Origin of the sequence: Halanaerobium saccharolyticum, assembly GCF_003259895.1 — a bacterium.
GTDB classification, from domain to species: Bacteria; Bacillota; Halanaerobiia; order Halanaerobiales; family Halanaerobiaceae; genus Halanaerobium; species Halanaerobium saccharolyticum_A.
On sequence record NZ_QLME01000003.1, the window covers coordinates 114,119 to 132,972 of the forward strand.

At 33.5% G+C, this 18,854-nt stretch carries 16 protein-coding genes; 15 read left to right on the forward strand and 1 reads right to left on the reverse strand.

Going from position 1 to position 18,854, the window contains the following annotated elements:
• Positions 1-28: 28 nt before the first annotated feature.
• From C7958_RS03500 to pepF, 13 genes are all read left to right on the forward strand, one after another.
• Positions 29-871, forward strand: coding sequence for a deoxyribonuclease IV (locus tag C7958_RS03500; RefSeq protein WP_111571291.1), 843 nt, complete (start codon positions 29-31; stop codon positions 869-871).
• 2 nt (positions 872-873) lie between these two features.
• Positions 874-3,324, forward strand: a complete 2,451-nt coding sequence (locus C7958_RS03505) for a helicase C-terminal domain-containing protein (RefSeq protein WP_111571292.1) — start codon at positions 874-876, stop codon at positions 3,322-3,324.
• A 4-nt stretch (positions 3,325-3,328) separates the two neighbouring features.
• Positions 3,329-4,264, forward strand: coding sequence for a cell wall hydrolase (locus C7958_RS03510; RefSeq protein ID WP_111571293.1), 936 nt, complete (start codon positions 3,329-3,331; stop codon positions 4,262-4,264).
• 10 nt (positions 4,265-4,274) lie between these two features.
• The gene (locus C7958_RS03515; protein WP_243834229.1) at positions 4,275-5,075 is read left to right on the forward strand and encodes a polysaccharide deacetylase family protein; all 801 of its coding nucleotides are present in this window, start codon (positions 4,275-4,277) and stop codon (positions 5,073-5,075) included.
• Positions 5,065-5,505, forward strand: a complete 441-nt coding sequence (dut, locus tag C7958_RS03520; RefSeq protein ID WP_111571294.1) for a dUTP diphosphatase — start codon at positions 5,065-5,067, stop codon at positions 5,503-5,505. Before C7958_RS03515 ends, dut begins: the two co-directional genes overlap by 11 nt.
• Positions 5,506-5,520: 15 nt before the next feature.
• On the forward strand, positions 5,521-6,441 hold the full coding sequence (gene thrB, locus C7958_RS03525) for a homoserine kinase (RefSeq protein ID WP_111571295.1): 921 nt from the start codon (positions 5,521-5,523) through the stop codon (positions 6,439-6,441).
• A gap of 1 nt (position 6,442) precedes the next feature.
• A complete protein-coding gene (locus C7958_RS03530; protein WP_111571296.1) occupies positions 6,443-7,729 on the forward strand; it encodes a homoserine dehydrogenase in 1,287 nt (428 codons plus the stop codon).
• Between the two features lie 33 nt (positions 7,730-7,762).
• Positions 7,763-8,986, forward strand: a complete 1,224-nt coding sequence (locus C7958_RS03535) for an aspartate kinase (RefSeq protein WP_111571297.1) — start codon at positions 7,763-7,765, stop codon at positions 8,984-8,986.
• A 114-nt stretch (positions 8,987-9,100) separates the two neighbouring features.
• Positions 9,101-9,223 carry a desulfoferrodoxin FeS4 iron-binding domain-containing protein gene (locus tag C7958_RS03540; protein WP_111571298.1) on the forward strand — a complete coding sequence of 41 codons (123 nt, stop codon included), beginning with the start codon at positions 9,101-9,103 and terminating at the stop codon, positions 9,221-9,223.
• Positions 9,224-9,443: 220 nt separating this feature from the next.
• Positions 9,444-10,835 (forward strand): asparagine--tRNA ligase, encoded by a 1,392-nt coding sequence (gene asnS, locus C7958_RS03545; protein WP_111571299.1) that lies wholly within the window; start codon positions 9,444-9,446, stop codon positions 10,833-10,835.
• A 32-nt stretch (positions 10,836-10,867) separates the two neighbouring features.
• Positions 10,868-12,718 (forward strand): FAD-dependent oxidoreductase, encoded by a 1,851-nt coding sequence (locus C7958_RS03550; RefSeq protein WP_111571300.1) that lies wholly within the window; start codon positions 10,868-10,870, stop codon positions 12,716-12,718.
• Complete coding sequence (locus C7958_RS03555; protein WP_375669746.1) at positions 12,711-13,241, forward strand: methylated-DNA--[protein]-cysteine S-methyltransferase; 531 nt, start codon at positions 12,711-12,713, stop codon at positions 13,239-13,241. Before C7958_RS03550 ends, C7958_RS03555 begins: the two co-directional genes overlap by 8 nt.
• Positions 13,234-15,030: an oligoendopeptidase F gene (gene pepF, locus C7958_RS03560; protein ID WP_111571301.1), complete on the forward strand. Its 1,797-nt coding sequence runs from the start codon at positions 13,234-13,236 to the stop codon at positions 15,028-15,030. The genes C7958_RS03555 and pepF overlap by 8 nt, the downstream gene beginning before the upstream one ends.
• Positions 15,031-15,076: 46 nt before the next feature.
• On the opposite strand, the gene C7958_RS03565 is transcribed toward pepF, so the two are convergent.
• Entirely contained in the window at positions 15,077-15,871 is a 795-nt protein-coding gene (locus C7958_RS03565) for an alpha/beta hydrolase (RefSeq protein ID WP_111571302.1), read from the reverse strand.
• 163 nt (positions 15,872-16,034) lie between these two features.
• Between C7958_RS03565 and pepV the strand changes: the two genes are divergently transcribed.
• Together pepV and C7958_RS03575 are read left to right on the forward strand one after the other, a co-directional pair.
• A complete protein-coding gene (gene pepV / locus C7958_RS03570; protein WP_111571303.1) occupies positions 16,035-17,444 on the forward strand; it encodes a dipeptidase PepV in 1,410 nt (469 codons plus the stop codon).
• Position 17,445: 1 nt separating this feature from the next.
• The gene (locus C7958_RS03575; protein ID WP_111571304.1) at positions 17,446-18,777 is read left to right on the forward strand and encodes a M18 family aminopeptidase; all 1,332 of its coding nucleotides are present in this window, start codon (positions 17,446-17,448) and stop codon (positions 18,775-18,777) included.
• Positions 18,778-18,854: the final 77 nt, after the last annotated feature.

The window sequence follows — 18,854 nt, forward strand, 5'->3', positions numbered from 1 at the left end:
GTATTGATAATTGGAGATGAGTTTTAGAATGATTTTAGGTAAACATGTTTCGATAGCTGGCGGCCTTGATCAAGCTTTTAAAAGAGCAGCCGATATTGGCTGTAATTCTATGCAGATCTTTGTTAAAAATCCACGCGGCTGGAAAATGCGTGAGGTTGAAGCAGAGGAAGTAGAGAAATTTAAGGTAGAAAGAAATAAATATAAAATTAACCCAGTTGTAGTCCATGCTGCTTACCTGATTAATCTTGCTTCTCCAAAAATTGAACTATGGGAAAAATCAATTTCAGCTCTTAAGTCTGAATACGAACGCTGTGACAGGCTCGGAGCTGAATACCTGATTTTTCATCCAGGCAGCCATACAGGTTCTGGATTAGAAAGAGGTATCCAAAAAATTGCCAAAGCATTAAATCAAATTTTAGCTGAAGTGGAAACTGAAACTATGATTCTTCTAGAAAACACTGCAGGAGCGGGTACAAGTATCGGAGAAGAATTTACTCAGCTTAAAGCAATTATTGATCTGGTTGACCAGTCATCAAGACTGGGAGTTTGTGTTGACAGCTGTCATGCTTTTACTGCTCAGTATAACCTGGCAGAACCAGAAGGGCTGGAAGAATTAATTACTGATTTTGATCAGGTAATTGGTCTGAAACATTTAAAAGTTATTCATCTTAATGATTCTAAATATGACTGCTGTACAAATAAAGATGAACATGCTCATATCGGAGAAGGAAAAATTGGGAGTGAAGCATTTAAAAGGTTAATCAACCATTCTAAATTAGAAGATAAAATTTTTATTCTGGAGACACCCTGGTTTGATAACCAGGAAAAAGATGATGATGTTATTTTATTAAAAGAATTAAGGGAGGACTAAATTTGTCTGCTAGTGCTGAAATGTTATTAGAAGTTGGTAAAGAAATTGAAACAGAAATTAAAGCAGCTTCTGGTAATGAAATATTTATAAGAGCTCAATTAAATAGTAAAAATATTATAGAAGAAATAGAAGTGCTGGCCAGAGGTAATAGTTATTCTGCACCTGCTGTAATCAATAATATAATGGCAGGAGAAATGATAATTCACAATCATCCTTCAGGAGATTTAACTCCATCGGCAGCTGATATCAGACTGGCAGCAAAAATGGCAGCAAGAGAAGTTGGTTTTGCTATTGTAAATAATCAGGCTGATCAAATTTATGTAGTTGTAGAGGCCGGCAGTAAAAAAGAGAATAAAAAATTGGATAAAGAGGAAGTTTTAAGTTATTTTAAAAAAGAGGGGAAATTAGCCCGGGAATTAGAAAGATTTGCAGAAAGAAAAGAACAGCTGGTGACAGCTGAAAAAATTATTAATTCCTTTAATCAACATCAATTTGATTTTATTGAGGCAGGAACCGGCACCGGTAAATCTTTTGCCTATTTAATACCTGCTCTTTTTTATAATAATTTAAATCAGGCTCGAATAGTAGTTTCGACAAATACAATTAATTTACAGGAACAATTAATTAATAAAGATCTTGTTACTCTGCAGCGAGTTCTGGATTTTGATTTTAATGCTGTTTTAGTTAAAGGCAGAAATAATTATCTCTGTTTGCGTAAATTTAAAAATTTTAATAAAAACTTTGAGAATGATGAGTTAGAAATTGAAGAAAAAATTTTTAATGAATTAAATGACTGGAAAAAACATACTGAAAGTGGGGAGAAGACAGAAATTAACTTTCAGCTTAAAAATAAAGTCTGGAATCAAATTGCTGCAGAAAGTGATCTCTGCTTAAAAACTTCCTGTCCTTTTTATTCAAATTGTTTTTTTATGCAGGCCAGAAAGAAAATATATAAAGCTGATATTTTAATTGTTAATCATCATCTCCTGCTATCTGACGCCCGGGTAAAAGATGATACGGGATCTGCTGATAGAGGCATTCTCCCCAATTTTAATCATCTAATTATAGATGAGGCTCACAATATTGGAGAGATTGCTACTGATCACCTGGGTTATCCCTTATATCAGCCTCTTTTAGACAACTGGCTCAAAAGGTTGAGCGGAGACAAAAAGTCTCTTCTCTCAGAAATTAGAGAAGATATAGCATTTACTGTTGATTCGGATCAAAAAAGATTAAGAGATATTTTGGATAAAAAAATAATTCCTACAACTCAGAAAATTAGAGATTTAATCCCACAATATTTTAATGAACTTAAAGATTTGATTTCTGATTATAAAGATAAAAAAATAACAGTTAATGCAAACTTAAAAAATAATCCTAAATGGAAGGAATTTCATAAGACTGCAGAAGATTTAGCAGCATATTTAAAAAATGATTTTTCTTTTTTGCAAATTATTTATGAAAATTTATATTTGGGTCTGGAAGCAGAAACTGAGGAAAGCGAAATGAAAATCAAATCCAGCCTCAATCGCTGTCAGGATCTAATAAAACGAGTAGAATTTAACTTAAAATCCGAAGATGATGATTATGTCTTCTGGCTGGAGTCAAGCTATTACCGGGGCTCTGAGCAGATTGTGCAGAAATCTGCTCCCATTGATGCAGGGAAGTTTTTGCCAGATATGATCTGGTCAAAATTGACTAATGTCATTTTCACCTCTGCTACAATCACAGCTGCCAATTCTTTTGACTATTTTTACCGGGAAACTGGGATCAAAAAAGCTGAGGAATTAAAGGTGGAATCGCCTTTTGATTATTCCAGGCAGGCTGAATTATTGATACCTTTAGATTTTCCAGATCCGGGTAACAGAAATTTTTTGAAAGAACTGGTACTCAGTTTAAAAGAAATTATAAGTAAGGCTCAGGGTTCAACTATGGTATTATTTACTTCTTATAAAATGTTAAGCTACTGTTACAACAATTTAAAAGCCGAACTTGAGGAAAAAGGGATTAGAATTTTGTCTCAGTCAAAATTATCCCGTAATTATATAATGCAGGAATTTCGCAGCCAATATAAAACAATAATTTTTGGAACTTCAAGTTTCTGGGAAGGGGTAGATTTGCCGGGGGATTTACTTAAATATTTGGTTATGGTTAAACTACCTTTTCCAGTACCAGGAGAACCGCTTTACAAAGCAAAGGAAAATCTTTTAAAGGAAAAAGGTTTAAATCCTTTTTATAATCTGGCTTTACCGCAGGCTGTAATTAAATTCAGACAGGGATTTGGACGTTTAATTAGATCAAAAAATGATACAGGGTTTATAATTTTATTTGATAGAAGAGTTAAAAATAGATCTTATGGTCAAAAGTTTTTAGATTCTCTACCTCAGGGCTGTCCTGTTTCAGAGGTTAATCAGGAAGAATTGCTTGCTAAAATAGATAAAAACGGGGAGTAAAAAGATGAAAAATAAAAATATATTCATTCCAAATTTAATGATATTCTTAATCATATTATTATTTTCTACTGCTGCGTATTCTGCTCCCAGTCTTAGTTTAATCTATGTTATCCAGCAGGGAGATACGCTTTCGGAGATTGCAGCTGAATATGAGGTTGATTTAAATCAATTAAAAACTGAAAATAATATTTCTAATGAAGCAAGTATTAGAATGGGGGATGAACTAGTGATCCCACAGAATAATAAAGAAAACAGAGAGACAGAAAAAAAAGGAAAGAAAAAATTATTTACAGAGTACAAAGCCCAGAAAAATAAGCTAACTTTTGCGATCAACACCCATTATGCAGCTCGCATAAATCCCGGCCAGCAGGCGCCTGATATTGATAAAATACCGGAAGATAAAATTATAGACTATTATGTTGGTCCAGGTGATACACTTTATGATTTAGCTAGAGATTTCAGCACTTCAATTGGAACTATTTTAGCTCTAAATGACAAAGAAAATAGTTTTTTGCGGACTGGAGAAAAAATTAGACTACCGATCCACAACTTAACTTCACATCAAATTTTAAATCAGAGAGTCAGTAAGCAGGAACTTGATCTTTTAGCAAGAGCAATTTATGGAGAATCCAGAGGTGAGCCCTATGTGGGGCAGGTTGCTGTAGCTGCAGTTATTATTAATAGAGTGCTTAGTCGGCAGTTTCCGGATACTTTTGCTCAAGTTATTTATCAGAGTGGACAGTTTTCTGCTGTCAGTGATGGGCAGATTAATTTAACTCCGAATCAGACTGCTTATAGAGCAGCCAGAGAAGCACTAAATGGCAGTGACCCAACAAATGGTGCTCTCTATTTTTATAATCCAAGAACTGCTACCAGAGTTAGCTTTTTTAGAGGAAGAAGAGTTATAACCGAAATTGGCGATCATGTTTTTGTAGAATAGAGGTGATTTTTTGTCCAATTATTTAAATAAAACCTTCCAGCTTTTTAAACCAAAGCTGGCTTATTTTTTTATAATTGTTTTTATTTTATTATCTGCTAATACTTTTGCTGGGGAAGCTGCTTATTTAAAGGATTACTCCAGCAGCCGTCTGGTTCCAATTTATCAGGTTCAGAGAGATGATCAAAAAATAACTCTGACAGTTGATGGAGCCTGGGGCAGTAATCAAACAGAAGCTCTGCTGGAATTATTTAAAAGAGAAGAAATACCAGTATCCTTTTTCTTCGCTGGAATCTGGCTCAAAAATAATCCTGAGCTTGTTAATAAAATAATAGCTTCAGGTCATCAAATATATAATCATTCTTACAGCCATCCTCATTTCAATACTTTAACTAAGTCTGAAATTAAGGCCGAGCTGCTGCGGACGGAGTCCATAATTAACAATTATCAGGATTCTCAATCAGAAATAAAGTTGTTTAGACCTCCATATGGAGAGTACAACAGCCTTGTAATTGAAACTGCAAGAGAACTGGGATATCAGGTTGTCCAGTGGAGCCTGGATTCTCATGACTGGATGAATCCCGGGAAAGAATATATTATTGAGCGAGTTAATAAAAATATAAGTTCAGGCGATATCCTGCTTTTTCATAATGATTCTAACAATATTGTTGAAATACTGGCTGAAATTATTCCGATGTTAAAAGAAGAATTTCAATTTGTCAAAATTGAAGATCTAATCTATAATAATAACTATCAGATTAGTTCGCAAACTGGTCTGCAATATAAAATAAAGGATGATGCTAATGGAAATTAAAGTAGAAAGAGTTAATAAAGATATAGAATTACCTCGATATCAACATTTTGGAGAAGATGCTGGTCTTGATCTGCATGCGGCAGAAGAGGTGACTATTAAAAGCGGAGCCTATAAATTAATAAAAACAGGCTTAAAAATAGCGGTACCAAAGGGTTATGCTGCTTTTGTTTATCCGCGCAGCGGCCTGGCTTTAAAAAAAGGAGTTACTGTTTTAAATGCTGATGGAGTTATTGATTCTGGTTATAGAGGTGAAGTCGGCGTAATTTTGATCAACCATGGTCCAGATGATTTTAATATAAATTTTAATGATAGAATTGCACAATTAATTATTCAAAAAGTAAACACTATTAAGTGGAAAGAAGTCGATAATTTAAGTGCGAGCCAGCGAGGAGAAGGCGGTTTTGGCCACACTGGTCTTAAAAAGAATTAGGAAAGGAAAATTATTATGCCTCAAATAAAAGTTCCTGCAACCTCAGCAAATCTTGGTCCTGGTTATGATACGCTGGGACTTGCTTTAAGTTTATACAATAATTTTAAAGTCAAAAAGAGAGATGATCAGCAGTTAAAAATTAAAGTTATTGATAAAAATCAAAATAAAACTATAAAAATTGCTAATTCAGATAATCTGGTAGTTTTGGCCTATCAGAAATACTTTGATTTTATTAATCAGGATTTAAGAGGTGCAGAGATAATAGAAGAAATGTACACTCCCCTTGCTAGAGGACTGGGAAGTAGTTCTTCTGCTATAATTGGTGGGCTTGCTGCTGCAGCAATGGTCTCAGGTACTTTAATTAGTGAAAAAGATTTTATCCAACTTGCTGTCGCACTGGAAAAACATCCAGATAATGTGGTTCCAGCTTTAGTTGGGGGGCTGACAATAAATTTTTATTGCAATAATAACTATAATTATTATAAAATAGATGTGGAGCAGGATTTAGATTTTATCTTAGTAGTTCCCGACTTTGAATTAAAAACTGAAAAACTGCGGCAGGTCTTACCTAAAAAAATTAGTTATTCAGGTGCTATTTCTAATCTGGGCAGGGTCAGTCTGCTGACAGCAGCTTTTATTAATAAGGAATATCATCTCTTGAAAACTGCAATGGAGGATCAACTTCATCAACCTTTTAGAAAAAAACTAATTAAAGGATTTGATCAGGTTCTTAAAGCAGCTTATGATAGTGGGGCTTATGGAGTAGCTTTAAGTGGAGCAGGTCCAACGATTTTAGCCTGTACTGCAGAGAATTCAGAAATAATTGCAGATAACATGAAAGCTGTATTTGAATCCCATTTTATTAATACAGCTGTTTATAAAGTGAAAGCCTGTAATCAAAGCTTATATCAGATCTTAAAAGAGGAGATATCTTAAAATGCTAAAACTGGCCCTAATTACTAATCAGGAAGGTCTTTTTCAGAAATTTTTCAATTTCTTTGAGAAAAATATAAATCAAATTGAGAAATTAACAGCTCAAAAAGTGGAGATTACATATATTTTAAATAATTCTGTGGATAAAAAAATACCCTCTTCTTTTACAAAAAAATTTAAAAAAACAGATTTTATAAAAGACTATAATAAAATTTTAGCAGATCCAGAAGTTGATATAATTTTGGAGCTGAGTAGAAAACAGGAGTCTTCAGATTACCTGCTTAGAGCTCTAAAAAACAAAAAAATTGTTATTACTTCCAACCTCAAAGTAATTGCAGAAAATTATCTGGAAATTAGAAAGATGGAGAAAAGATTTGAAAGCAGGGTGTTTTTTTCAGCTGCATTTTCTCCTCTGCCTATAAAAACGCTTATTGATAATTTTTATGCTCTGGATGAGCTGGAAGAGCTAAATGCAATTTTAAATGCTACTACTAATTATATTCTAGCAGAGATGGAAAAATATACTATTAGCATGAAAGAGACAGTAGAACAGGCAAAGGAGTTAAGTTATACAGAAGAAAATACTGATCTAGATTTAAATGGAGTTGATAGTTTAAATAAAATAATTATACTGACTAATCTATTTTATAATACAGCTCTAGATCCAGCGCTGATTAATGCTAAAGGAATTAAGGGAATTACAAGCTATGATTTGATTTATGCAGCAGAACTTGGTTATAAAATAAAACTGATCTGTACTATCAAAAAAGAAAATAAAGAATTATATCTTGGGGTCAGACCAAATTTGATTCCTCAGGACAGTTTTTTAGCTTCAATTAATGAAAATAGTAATGGAGTGGAAATACTTTCAAATTATAATGCTAAAACTACCTTTACAGCAGAAAACTCAGATCAGGCCTCTGTGAATTTGTTGAGCCTTGATCTTATAAAGGCAGCTGAATTTATAAAAAATAAAAACCAATCAGAGTTTAATATTGAAATAAAAAATATTAGTGTATCGGATTATTATCAGGAAAAGTTTAGTTCTTTTTATGTCAGACTTCAGCTCGAAAAAGATGAGGAAATAATAGATAAAATAAAAAAAATATTTTCAGAAAAAAATTTGGCAGATTTAATTTTACATGACAATTTAACTGAAACACCGCTGCTGCCGGTGATAATTTTAACTAAGAAAATAAAGGAAAAAGATTTAGAAGAATTATTAGAAGAAGTTGAGGATCTAGAAGGAGTATTAACTGTTAATAATATTATAGCGGTTAAAGAAGCTTAATAATTTATAATTTACAATAGGAAGGTGAAACAATTGTCATTAATTGTACAAAAATATGGAGGAAGTTCAGTAGCAAATCCTGATTTAATAAAAAATGTTGCCAGCAGAGTAATTGAGGGTTATGAGGAAGGCAATCAAATGGTAGTTGTAGTATCAGCTATGGGAGATACTACCGATCATTTAATAGATTTAATGGGAGATATCACTGATGATCCTGATCCAAGAGAAGTAGATATGCTCTTAACAACAGGGGAACAGGTTTCAATTGCTCTTTTAACAATGGCAATTCATGCTTTAGGTTATCCGGCGATTTCTTTAACCGGTAGTCAGATGAAAATCAAAACTGATGAAAAACACAATCAGGCAATGATTAAAGATGTTGATACAACACGCTTAAAAAAAGAACTTGCTGAAAATAAAATTGTTATAGTTGCCGGTTTTCAGGGGGTAAATGATAATCAGGATTTTACAACTCTAGGTCGTGGTGGTTCTGATACCACAACTGTTGCAGTAGCGGCAGCTATGAATGCCGATCGCTGTGAGATATATTCTGATGTAGACGGTGTTTATACAGCCGATCCAAGAATTGTAGAAGAAGCAAGCAAACTGGATTCTATCTCATATCAGGAAATGCTAGAACTTGCCAACCTAGGTGCCAATGTACTGCATCCCAGGGCTGTAGAACTGGCAAATAATTTTGGTCTGGAATTATATATTGCCTCAAGTTTTAATAAGACAGAAGGTACAATTGTTAGAGGAGATGAGAAAATGGAAGGTAAAAAAAATGTAGTAGGAGCAGCGAGTGATCTAGGAGAAATTAAAATTACTGTTGAGAGAGTGCCAGATGAGCCCGGAATAGCTGGTAAAATGTTTAAAGCACTTGCCGATGCTGGAGTTAATGTTGATATGATTATTCAGAACTTACAGCGGGATGAACTAAATGATATAACCTTTACTATCAATCAGGAACAGGAAAAACTGGCTGTTAAGGTGCTTAATAAAATTAAAGAGGAACTTAAATTCAACAATTATACTATTGATCAAGATGTTGCTAAAATTTCTATTGTGGGAGCCGGCATGCAGTCAACACCTGGTATTGCTGCCAGAATGTTTTGTTCTTTTGGTGAAAATGAGATTAATATTGAGATGATAACTACTTCTGAAATAAAAATTTCCTGTTTAATAAAAAAGGAAGAAGCTAATAAAGCCTTGAATGTCTTACATAATGAATTTAAGTTGGACCAGATCAATAATTAAATATTGCAAAAACTTCTTTTTTCACATATAATATATTTAGTATCAGGTAAATAGATTTACAGATTTTTAAAATTGTTGTTTATATTTTATGATATTATATGAGGAGGTAAAAAGATGAATGTAAAGAAAGAAGGAGAAGTTTATCGCTGCGATATCTGTGGTAATGTTGTTGAGGTAAAGGAAGCTGGCGGTGGAGAACTTGTTTGTTGTGGTGAGCCAATGAAATTAGAAAAATAATTTTTAAAAATTTATTACAGCCCGGGGTCTTTACTCCGGGCTTTTAAATACTTTTAGACTAAATTGATGAGAAATTTTATTTATTTCTTAAAGGATTTAGCTCTACTTACGAGAAGTAAATATAATAGAAATTATTCTATTATAAATTAACTGCGGTAAAATTTATTAATTCTAATTAAGCGGCAGTTTAGAATAACATAATTGGGAGGAAAATAATAAAATGAATTATTTTGAGAAGAAAAAAATTAAGGATATTTTAGAAGATAATATTGATAGCTATAAAGACATTATTGTTATGGGATGGGTAAGAACAAAAAGAGTCTCAAAAAATATTGCCTTTATAGAAATTAATGATGGGAGTGCTCTTGAAAATTTACAGCTTGTTATCTTAAATCCAGATCAGCATCCACTGGACGAGATTAATACTGGTGCCAGTATAAAAGTTAAAGGCTATATCGATAAAGTTGAAGGTAGAGAACAGGATGTAGAGATGAAAGCAGAAGAAATCGATATTATTGGAGAGGCTCCAGAAGACTTTATTCTTCAGAAAAAAAGACACAGTTTTGAATTTTTAAGAGAAATTGCTCATTTAAGAGCCAGAACAAATACATTTGGGGTTGTTAACCGCTTCCGCAGTAAAATGTCTTATGCAGTTCATGATTATTTTTATAATAAAGATTTTAAATATATTCATACACCAATAATTACTTCTGGTGATGCAGAGGGAGCAGGTGAGGTTTTTAAAGTAACTACTCTTGATTTAGATAATCTTCCCCGCACAGAAAAAGGAGAAATAAATTTCAATGAGGACTTTTTTGCTCGCGAAACCGGTCTGACGGTAAGTGGTCAGCTGGAAGCTGAACTGCTTGCAACTGCTCTGGGGGATGTTTATACTTTTGGACCAACCTTTAGAGCTGAAAATTCTAACACCTCCCGCCACGCTTCAGAGTTCTGGATGATTGAACCAGAGATGGCTTTCTGTAATTTGGACGAAATGATGACTTTAATGGAGGACTTTATTAAAAACTTATTTAAATTTGCTCTGGAAACTGCGGAAGAAGAAATGGACTTTTTTAATCAGTGGATTGACGAAGGGCGTCGGGAAATGATTGAGAATATTATCGAGGCTGATTTTGGTAGAATTACCTATACTGAAGCTATAGAAATCTTAGAAAATAGTGGTCAGGACTTTGAATATCCAGTAAGCTGGGGTGTTGATCTGCAGTCTGAACACGAAAGATATTTAACAGAAGAACATTTTCAAAAACCAATTATGGTTAAAGATTATCCAAAAGAAATTAAAGCTTTTTATATGCGGCAGAATGATGACGGTAAAACAGTTGCGGCAGTTGATTGTCTGGTACCTGGTGTAGGAGAAATTATTGGCGGCAGCCAGCGTGAAGAAAGATATGATAAGCTAAAACAACGAATGGAAGAACTGAATATGGATTTAGAAAAATATGAGTGGTTTCTGGATATTAGAAAATATGGTTCAGTACCCCATTCTGGTTTCGGGCTGGGTTTTGAAAGACTTTTAATGTATCTCTCTGGAATGCAAAATATTAGAGATGTCATTTCATTCCCCCGTACTCCTGGAAATGCTGAATTTTAATAAATAGACAAAAATCATTGAGGAGAAAAGAGATGTTAAAAGAAAATAAAAAATTGTTAAATATTATAATTACAATTTTTTTGCTTGTAATTATAAGTTCTTCAATTTATGCAGCTGAAAGCTTTAAAACTGAGATAGTTGTTTTTTCAGCTGAACCAGAAGGAGTTGCAGCTGCTGTTGCGGCTGCCAGAGAAGGTAAAGAAGTAATTTTGGTTATGACCAGAGAAAAGCCGGGTGGGTTAATGACTTATGCAGCTCTTAATTTTCTGGACTTAAATTATGATCGTAATTCAAATAATATAAATCAGGGACTATTTTCGGAATGGCACCAAAAAATTGGTGCATCTATCTCATTTTCTCCTCAAAAAGCAGAAGCTGCATTTACGGAAATGCTGGAGGGAGAACAGAATATTAAAATTATCAATTCTGCTGAGCTGCAGGAAGTTCAGAGTAAAGATAATAAAATTGAATCAATTAAGGTAAAAAAAGAGAATAATCTTTATAAGCTTAGTGCAGAAATTTTTATTGATGCTTCACAGGATGGTGATCTGGCTGCAGCTGCTGAAGAAGATTTCTTTGTTGGTACAGCTGATATGAATTTAAAAAATAGCTGGATGGCTTCTACTCAAATTTTAAAATTTTCAGAAGTAGAACCGGAAAAGCTAAAAAAAGCAGTTAGAAATAATAGATATCAACAGAGTCATTTTAAAGATGATCACGCCTGGGGATTTTCTAATTTTGGTAAGAGTTATCAACCCCGGAACCAGAATCTGCGTTTAAGAGGACTCAATATAGTTTTTATAGAAAATGACGACAGTTATGAGGCCTATATTAATGCACTTCTTTTATTTAATGTAGATCCACTTTCTGAGTCTTCAATTTTAGAAGCTAAAAATAAGGCAGCTGAAGAGGCCGAACTGATATTAAAATATTTTCAAAATAAATTAGCGGGATTTGAAAAAGCAGAACTTAGCGATTTACCTGAAGAACTTTACAGAAGAGAAAGTCGACATTTTTTAACGGAATACCAGTTAAAAGTTAAAGATTTATTTCGTCAGAAAATATTCGCTGATAGTATAACAATTGCCTCTTATCCTCTGGATTATCAGGCAGCAGACCATGATTATCCTGGTTTTGTTTTATTTAATCCTGAATATTATGCTATTCCTTTAAGATCTTTAATTGCTCGAAAAAATGATAATTTAATGATTGTGGGCCGCAGCAGCGGTTATAGTTCACTGGCGGCAGCAAGCGCCCGGGTTTTACCAGTTGGAATGAATACAGCTGAAGCGGCAGCTATTGCAGCTTCAGAAGCCTTAAATCAAGATAAAAAGCTGCTTGCAATTACCCGTGATAATCAAAGTTTAAACAAGATTCGCTCTCAGTTAAATATTGATCTAGAAAAATATCCTTCAGAATCTCCGATCATCAAGGAACAAAAACTTTTAATTAGTCTAGAAAAATTGTTGTCCTGGGGAATTACAATTGGAGGTTACAATAATAACTTTAAATTAAATATTCCACCAACAGAAAAGGAATTTACAGCAACTATTTTAAAAATAATGCAGAAAAAAGAGGCAGAAAATCTTTATGAGTGGGTGCCCGGCAGCCTTGAGACTTTAAGCAGCAGCCAGAAATTAACTACAATTAATGCTTTGAAACTACTGTTGGCAGCCGAAAGCCAGCGAGTTTTAGAAATGGAAAGCAAAGAATATTTTAAAAAAGCTAAAGAAATGAATTTAATTCCTGAAAATTTAAGCACAATTTTTTCTAAAGAAAGAATAATGACCAGAAAAGAAATGATTCTGCTTGCTGCCTATTATTTAGATCGTTTTTCAGCTCCATCTGACTTGAAATATATAAGGGGTGAATATTTTGACTAAGGACAGCTATCATACATATTATCCCTCACCTATCGGTATTTTAAAAATAAATTTTAATAATCAAGCTTTATTAAAAATAGAATTTGATGATCATTTAAGAGAAGTAAAGAATAACTGTCAGAAGAACTTTTATGAGGATCCGGAAATACTCATAATTTATAATTTGATTTTTGATCAGTTAAATCAGTATTTTCTGGGAAAAAGAAATTCTTTTGAAATTCCATTTCAATTAGATGGCAGTCCTTTCGAACTTAAAGTCTGGAATTTTTTACAAACAATTCCTTATGGAAAAACTTACTCTTATTTAGAATTGGCTGCAGCAGTTGGTAAACCTGAGGCTTCTCAAGCAGTAGCAAAAGCAAACAGCAAAAACCCAATTGCAGTTATTATTCCCTCGCATAGAGTTATTTCTGCAGATGGTAAGATTAAAAATTATTCTGGTGGAGTCTGGAGAAAAGAATGGCTTTTAAAACATGAAAATAATAAAAGTAAAAAAATAGAAAGGAAGATTTCCTTTGTCTAAAGAATTAAAAAAACGAGAAGAAATTGATGAAAAATACAAATGGAATTTGAATGATATTTATGAAGATGATCAGAAATTTGAAACAGAACTGGATAATGTTCTGGTAGAAGTAAAGAAAATTAAGGAAATAAAAGATGATTTTACAGACAGTGCTGATAAACTGCTGAGTTCTTTAAATAAAATTATTAAAATTGAAGAAAAAACTGCAAAATTATATACTTACGCTCATATGAAGTATGATCAAAATACTCAGAATGAAAAATATCAAAGTTACAAAAATAAGGCAATGATGGTCTATAATAAACTTTCTAATTCAACGGCTTTTATGGTGCCGGCAATTATTCAGCTGGGAGAAGAGAAATTAGAAAGTTATAAATCAGAAAATGAAGAACTAGAATTTTTTAACCACTTTTTTGATAATATTTTAAGACAGAAAGAACATTATCTTTCTGCAGAAGAAGAAAAGATTCTGGCCCTAGCTGGAGAAGTTACTCAGAGTTCAGAAAATATCTTTAGTATGCTGAATAATGCCGATCTGGAATTTCCGCTTATTAAAGATGAAAATAACGAAGAGCTGCGGCTGACACACGGCAGATATATCGATTTATTAAAAAATGAAAACAGAAGAGTTCGTGAGGATGCTTTTGAAGGAATGCACGGAGAGTATGAAGATCTTGAAAATGCATTTGCGGCTGTGCTTGACAGCTCAGTTAAGGGTGATGTCTTTTATGCCCGGGCCAGAAAATACGATAGTGCTTTAGAATCGGCTCTGGATAATGATAATATCAGCACTGCTGTTTATAATAATTTAATTGACACTGTTTCTGATAATTTAGAACCACTGCATCAGTATATGAAACTTAAAAAAGAAATGCTCAAGCTGGATGAACTCCATATCTATGATACTTATACTCCTTTAATCAAAGAGATTGATCTTAAATTTAAGTATCAGGAAACAAAAGATATTATTAAAGAAGCAGTAAAACCTCTGGGAGAAGATTATATTAATAAGGTAGAAGAGGGTTTTAATTCAGGCTGGATAGATGTTTATGAAAACAAAGGCAAGCGCTCAGGAGCTTATTCAAGCGGCTGTTATGGTGTTCACCCCTATATTTTAATGAATTATACTCAGGATATCAGTAATTTATTTACTTTAATCCACGAAATGGGACATGCCATGCACAGTTATTACGCAAATAAAAATCAGCCCTATTTATATGCTGATTATAAAATTTTTGTGGCAGAAGTTGCCTCAACTTTAAATGAAAATTTACTATTAGATTATATGCTGGATAATGCAGAAAGTAGAGAAGAGAAACTTTATCTTCTAAATTACTTCTTAGAGGGTTTCAGGGGCACTGTCTACAGACAGACTATGTTTGCTGAATTTGAAAAAATGATCCATGAGAGTGTGGAATCAGGGGAAAGCTTAACTTCTCAGGCAATGAAAACAATGTATAGAAAGTTAAATCAGAAGTATTTTGGTGAGGTCCTGGTTATTGATCAAAAACTGGATTATGAATGGGCCAGAATTCCTCATTTTTACTATAATTTTTATGTCTATAAATATGCAACCGGTTATTCTGCAGCAGCAGCTCTGGCAGATAAGATACAGTCTGAAGGTCCAGAAACGGCAGCCAATTATTTAGAATTTCTTAAAGCAGGTGGTAGTGATTATCCACTTAATATCTTAAGAAAAGCTGGTGTGGATATGGAAAAATCTGATGCTATAGAAAATGCAGCTGCTAAATTTAAAAAATATCTAAAACAGCTGCAGGAATTAATTTAAGACTGAATAGCAATCGGTTAAATAAGTTAGAAGTTGAATATTGAAATTATTTACTGAAAAAGTTAATTATATCCTCAGCACATCTTTCTTTTTCAAGATCATTGATAATTACATGGGATGATTTTTGATAGATCTTTTGATCTACTAAAAATTGTCCCATTTTTTTATTTAGAAATTTTTCAATCTGTTTACTATCTACTTGCTGATCACTTGTTGATAAAATTAACTGGGTTGGGGCAGTTATTTCAGCTGCTGCTTTTCTACCTTTTTTCATTAGTTTATATAATTCAGCCAGGGCTTCGGGATAATAATTGAAGCTGTAATTATTATGATAATCAATTTCTGCCTCAGTTAAATTATTTTCATCAATTTTAAAATCATTGTTTACTTTTTTGATAAAATATTTTAAATAGGGAGTAAAAGCAATACTTCTTTTAAAAGCAAAAAATGCCGGAGCTATCAGAGATAATTTTTTAACCTTAAAATTAGATGCAAGCAGTGTTGCCAGCAGCCCTCCCATAGAAAGACCAGCCAGATAAATATCCTGATAATCATTTTTTAAAAATAAATAACTGTCAATAATTTTACGCAGCCACTGGTCGGCACTGCTGTTTAAAAAGTCAGTAGTATTTGTGGCATGTCCCGGCAGTCGGGGAACATAGACAGCTAAATTTAGTTTATTATTTATTTCTTTTGCAATATAATCCCAGTTGCTGCTTTTTCCTCCAAAACCATGAATTAAAAGAATCGCTCCCCTCTGCTGCTGATTATTAAAGCCATATTTAATTTCTTTACCCAGAGGGTTAATTTTAGTTGAACTTTCAATTTGATTTAATTTCAATTTTAGATCACCCAGTCCGTCTTTTCTTTAATCATATTATATTTGAGATTTAATTTAAAGAATTAATTTTAAATTTATAAATAAAAGTGATAGAATGTTATTTAGAAATTAAATTTAATATCAGGAGGTGAATGTTTAATAGTTAAAACTATTAAACTAAAATATGAAAGATAAAATTATAGAAAGAGCAGAATATTTAAGAGATAACATAATTTTAAGCACTCAGGAACTGGTAAAAATACCAAGTGTTGAAGCAGAAGCTAATGGTGATTATCCCTATGGGGAAAATGTATATCTGGCTTTAGAAAAAGCACTTGAGATTTCTGAGAAGCTGGGCTTTAAAACCAAAAATATCGATAATCAGGCAGCACATGTCGAAATGGGAGAAGGGGATGAAATACTGGCACTGCTCTGTCACTTAGATGTAGTACCTGAGGGCAGTGATTGGACCTATCCTCCTTTTGCAGCTGAAATTCATGATGATAAAATTTATGGCAGAGGAACTATTGATGATAAAGGACCAGCAGTGGCAGCACTCTATGCAATGAAAATTGTTCAGGAACTTGGAATTAAATTAAATAAACGGGTTAGATTAATTCTGGGGACAAATGAAGAATCTGGTATGGCCTCTCTGAAGCATTACTTTAAAAAAGAAAAAATGCCTGAGCTGGCTTTTAGCCCGGATGCTACTTTTCCTGCTATTCATGCAGAAAAAGGGATTGCAGATCTCAAATTTTCACTAGATCTGGACAGAGATAGCGGAGACAAACAGGAGGGACTGCAGCTGAAACAGATTAAAGGTGGAAATGCTACCAATATGGTTCCAGATTATGCAGAGGCTGTTTTATCCGGACTGGAAAAAGAAGAGCTGCTGGAGCTGCTGATAGATATTGATTATAAAGAGGATGACTTAAAAATAGAGATAGAAAACAATAATATTAAATTATCCTATCATGGTGTTTCTGCCCACGGCAGTATGCCCGAAGATGGTAAAAATGCGATTTCCTATTTAATTAATGTCTTAGCTGAACTGCCATTTGCAAATTCAAGAGTTAAAGAATTTTTAAGATTTTATAAAGAAAAAATTGGGCTTGAATATGATGGTGCTTCAATTGGCTGTAAGGACCAGGATAATGTACCAACAGCCTTAACCTTTAATACCGGAATTATTAAAGGGGATCAAAAGAAAATAGAATTTATAGTTAATATTCGCTATCCGGTTAAATCAAGTGCTAAAAAAGTAGTTGATGATATTAAAGAAAATATTGATCAGCAGTTAATTAGTTTAGATTTACTGAGTGATGCAGAACCACTTTATATTGCTAAAGATGATCCTTTTATAAAAAAATTGATGACTGCCTATCAGGAATTTACAAGTGATGATAGTGAGCCGGTTGCAATTGGTGGAGGAACTTATGCGCGCAAGGTCCAAAAAGGAGTGGCCTTTGGTCCACTATTTCCTGGCCAGGCCGAATTAGCCCACCAAAAAGATGAATTTATCAGGATTGATGATCTGATTAAAAGTACAGCTATTTATGCAAAGGCAATTATTGATATTGCCGGGGTGAAATAAAATGAATAGAGAGGCAGAAGAACTTTTAAGCTTTATTAATAATTCACCTACTGCTTTTCATGCAGTCTCCGAATTGAAAAGGGAGCTGAAACAGGTTGGTTTTACAGAACTGGATCCCGGGCAGCAGTGGAATTTAAAAAAGGGAGAAAAGTATTTTTTAAGCCGTAATGATTCGGCTCTGATTGCTTTTATTCCTGGCACAGATTTTTTGAATCAGGGTTTTAGAATTATTTCATCACATACTGACAGTCCAGGATTAAAAGTTAAACCAGATCCGATAATTAAAAGTGAAGAGCAGTATCTTCTTAACACTGAGGTTTATGGAGGTCCAATTTTAAATACCTGGTATGATAGAGAACTGTCGCTAGCCGGTAAAGTTATTCTCAAATCAGAAAATTCCTTTAAACTCCAGGAAAAATTGATTGATTTAAAAGAAAATCTGGCTGTGATTCCCAATCTGGCAATTCATTTAAATAAAGATGTGAACAAAAAAGGAGAAATTGATAAAAAGAAAGGTTTAAGAGCCCTGATAACTCAGGATTTAAGTCAGTCCAAACAGCACAAAAAAAGGAAAAAGAGTCAAAACTCAGATTCCGAAACTCAGTTTAATCTGGATTCTTTGATTGCTCAGTTTCTGGATTGTAGATCAGCAGATATTCTGGAAACAGAATTATATTTATATCCAACCCAGAAGGCACAATTTTCAGGTCCTAATCAGGAATATATTGCAGCCGGGCGCCAGGATAACCTGTCGATGGTTCATTCAGCTCTCAAGGCCCTTATTTCTGCAGACTCAGGAGACTGGACTCAGATGGCTATTTTTTATGATAATGAGGAAATCGGGAGTCATACTCCTCAGGGAGCAGACTCTCCCTTTGCTGGAGATTTAATTGAAAGAATAATTTATAATCTGGGGGCAAAAAAAGAAGATTATTATAGAATTATAGAAAAGTCATTTTTGCTTTCTGCTGATATGGCTCATGCAGTTCATCCTAATTTCAGTGAGGAATATGATCAGAATAACCGTCCTTTATTAAATCAGGGACCAGTAATTAAATATAATGCTAATTTAAAGTATACTACTAATGCCAGTACTGCTGGAGTTATAATTGATCTGATGGATAAAAATGACATTCCCTATCAGTTTTACAGCAACCGCAGTGACAAGAGAGGTGGATCAACTATTGGGCCAATTGCTGCAACTCAGCTGGGAATAAAAAGTATTGATCTTGGTAATCCTCTGCTGGCCATGCATTCCAGTCGGGAACTTGGAGGTAGTAATGATCATCAAGAAATGATTAAATTAATGACTTTATTTTTAAACGAAAATTAGCTGATTATAAACAATAAATTTGCAATTTTGACGGCTGATATCTATAGATATCAGCTCTGATTTTCTGAATTTAGATC

What these genes read in the sequence shown, in the direction of transcription:
- C7958_RS03500 (WP_111571291.1), top strand. Translation starts at nt 29, where the DNA reads ATGATTTTAGGTAAACATGTTTCGATAGCTGGCGGCCTTGATCAAGCT.
- C7958_RS03510 (WP_111571293.1), top strand. Translation starts at nt 3,329, where the DNA reads ATGAAAAATAAAAATATATTCATTCCAAATTTAATGATATTCTTAATC.
- dut (WP_111571294.1), top strand. Translation starts at nt 5,065, where the DNA reads ATGGAAATTAAAGTAGAAAGAGTTAATAAAGATATAGAATTACCTCGA.
- thrB (WP_111571295.1), top strand. Translation starts at nt 5,521, where the DNA reads ATGCCTCAAATAAAAGTTCCTGCAACCTCAGCAAATCTTGGTCCTGGT.
- C7958_RS03530 (WP_111571296.1), top strand. Translation starts at nt 6,443, where the DNA reads ATGCTAAAACTGGCCCTAATTACTAATCAGGAAGGTCTTTTTCAGAAA.
- C7958_RS03540 (WP_111571298.1), top strand. Translation starts at nt 9,101, where the DNA reads ATGAATGTAAAGAAAGAAGGAGAAGTTTATCGCTGCGATATCTGTGGT.
- asnS (WP_111571299.1), top strand. Translation starts at nt 9,444, where the DNA reads ATGAATTATTTTGAGAAGAAAAAAATTAAGGATATTTTAGAAGATAAT.
- C7958_RS03550 (WP_111571300.1), top strand. Translation starts at nt 10,868, where the DNA reads ATGTTAAAAGAAAATAAAAAATTGTTAAATATTATAATTACAATTTTT.
- pepV (WP_111571303.1), top strand. Translation starts at nt 16,035, where the DNA reads ATGAAAGATAAAATTATAGAAAGAGCAGAATATTTAAGAGATAACATA.
- C7958_RS03575 (WP_111571304.1), top strand. Translation starts at nt 17,446, where the DNA reads ATGAATAGAGAGGCAGAAGAACTTTTAAGCTTTATTAATAATTCACCT.